This window comes from Shigella sp. FC1967, from assembly GCF_001743005.1.
Lineage (GTDB): Bacteria > Pseudomonadota > Gammaproteobacteria > Enterobacterales > Enterobacteriaceae > Proteus.
In genome coordinates this window covers 1-2,294 of the sequence record NZ_MIIZ01000874.1, presented here as the reverse complement: position 1 = coordinate 2,294, position 2,294 = coordinate 1, and the positions used below count along the sequence as shown (strand labels likewise).

4 protein-coding genes are annotated in these 2,294 nt (G+C 37.3%); all 4 read right to left on the bottom strand.

The window, feature by feature from the left end:
• Positions 1-236 precede the first annotated feature (236 nt).
• The 4 genes from sugE to hydN all read right to left on the bottom strand — a co-directional run bounded on the left by sugE (position 237) and on the right by hydN (position 1,953).
• Positions 237-551: a quaternary ammonium compound efflux SMR transporter SugE gene (gene sugE / locus BHE89_RS15000; protein WP_069368216.1), complete on the bottom strand. Its 315-nt coding sequence runs from the start codon at positions 549-551 to the stop codon at positions 237-239.
• 131 nt (positions 552-682) lie between these two features.
• Entirely contained in the window at positions 683-973 is a 291-nt protein-coding gene (hybG, locus tag BHE89_RS14995; protein ID WP_069368215.1) for a hydrogenase maturation factor HybG, read from the bottom strand.
• Between the two features lie 8 nt (positions 974-981).
• On the bottom strand, positions 982-1,323 hold the full coding sequence (gene hypA, locus BHE89_RS14990) for a hydrogenase maturation nickel metallochaperone HypA (protein ID WP_069368214.1): 342 nt from the start codon (positions 1,321-1,323) through the stop codon (positions 982-984).
• 72 nt (positions 1,324-1,395) lie between these two features.
• On the bottom strand, positions 1,396-1,953 hold the full coding sequence (gene hydN, locus BHE89_RS14985) for an electron transport protein HydN (RefSeq protein ID WP_069368213.1): 558 nt from the start codon (positions 1,951-1,953) through the stop codon (positions 1,396-1,398).
• Positions 1,954-2,294 lie beyond the last annotated feature (341 nt).

Here is a 2,294-nt window from a genome sequence, read left to right as displayed (position 1 = left end):
GTGGTTTTTTTATTAAAAAAATTTTTTAATTACGTTTAGCTGATTAAAATACGCTTTAATAAAACAGAATTCAGAATCACTTATCCTGAACATAGAATGAATATTAACAGGCTCCATTCTCAAAATAGGTCATTGCATTTATACTAATAAGCTCACAGTCAAATAATGAAATAATAATTATTGATTATCAATATATTACAGTGAATCATATTATTTTTATGCCAAATATTTGGGGATTAACTTGCTAATTTCAGCCCGATAATACCAAAAATAATCATCGCTAAACTGAGTAAACGATAGATATTCGCAGACTCACCAAAGACCAAAATACCAAAGATGGCAGTACCCACTGCGCCAATACCCGTCCAAATCGCGTAAGCCGTACCTGCTGGTAAGCCTTTCATGGCGTAAGACAACATGCCCATGCTCACAACCATCGCACTAATGGTAATAATACTGGGTGTTAAACGCGTAAAACCATGTGTGTACTTAAGGCCGACAGCCCAAACGATCTCTAATAAACCCGCGATAAAAAGAATAATCCAAGACATCACTTGCCCCACTCGATAAGTTGGGGTCGTCCCCTGAATACAAAGACAAAAAGCTGGGTCGTCCCAGCTTTTAAAAGATAGAGTTCAAGTATAAAAAAAAGAAATGGATCATGCAATAGTACAAAACTAACTCAGTTTTTCTTAGGTGCGCCCTCTTCACCATAAAGAAAAGCAGAGACATCGTCTTCCACTTCTCCCATCGCCATCAAAGCATCTAGCGTCTCTTTTGCTTCTTCTTCGTTGACAATACTCATAGCAAAACCGACATGCACTAGCACCCATTTTCCAATCATCGTATGAGGCTCACCTTCACAGACTAGCGCAATATTGACTTCTCGTTTAACACCACAAACATCGACCATTGCACTTTCAGTGATTGTTTTTCCAACTTCAACAACCTGGCCTGGAATACCAAGACACATAACAGCCCCTATTCGATCTCTATTTGCTTTATTCGCATTGCATCGTCATTTTCAACGCGCAAATTCTGGCTACCACAAGATGGGCAGCCGGCATTAAAGGTTGAAACAGTGACAACTTGATGGCAGTCCCAACACCATGCTTTCGCAGGGATAACCTCAATATGCAATTCACAGCCTTGAGCAAGGGTGTCTCTGCAAACAATATCAAAGCAAAATTCAAGTGCACTGACTTCAACACAAGATAATGCGCCAATTTCCATCCATACGCTTTTTACTTTTTTTGCATTATTTAATTTAGCTTGAGAATCTATGATCTCAAATGCGCTCTGGCAAAGCGTAATTTCATGCATATCGATACCTTATTGAAGCAAGATAAATAATAACAACTATAGTATCAGCACATAGTTGCTCTATTATTGATCTTAGAACAACAATTCAGCACCCGTTTCAAAAGCGGCTTTACGACGACGCTCTTTAACCATCTCTTCAAGTGCATCTCTATCAATACACACTAAAGCATGAGTTGGACAGACTTCAATACATGCTGGGCCTGCTTCACGGTGGTGGCATAAGTCACATTTGTTTGCTTCCGCTTTAAATGCCTCAATCGCATTAAGTGCAGTTGATTTGCGCATAATTGGGCGAGAAACCACTTCCATAGTGCCATAAGGGCAAGCTAATACGCAGGTTTTACAACCGATACATTTTTCCTGATCGACATAGTAATAATCTTTGTTATGAATGATAGCGCCATTCGGACACACATTAGCACAAGGGGCATCTTCACATTGATGACAAACAACTGCCGTACTGATTGAAAATCCTTTGATCACATGAATGCGGGGTTGGAAATTCTGCTCACTAATTTGATCAATGGCTAAATTATCTTGGTCTGCTTGCTGATGTGACACGACACAAGCCACTTCACAAGTATGGCAACCAATACATTTTTTAGGGTCTGCAATGATGAAACGGTTCATCATATTCTCCTGATCTTTGTTATATAGCCATTATATATGGCGATAAATGCAACGAGTCATTCTAATTAAGAGTAATAATTAGAGTATTAATAGAAGGGATCTAGCACGGTTCATGCCAATATATTTCTGATATAACTATTCCTTATTTTTCAATAGAATAATTTTCAAATAAAAATGATTATTAATTAACAAATCAGTCATTTCGTCAAATTATTCGACAGATTTGACGATAAGCTAAAGCGATATATATATAATTATATAATGATTTTGATACATTTTATTTTTTTAAGTTTCATTACATATATAAAAATAGCTGGGTTGGATCAAAAATGATTCAGTCA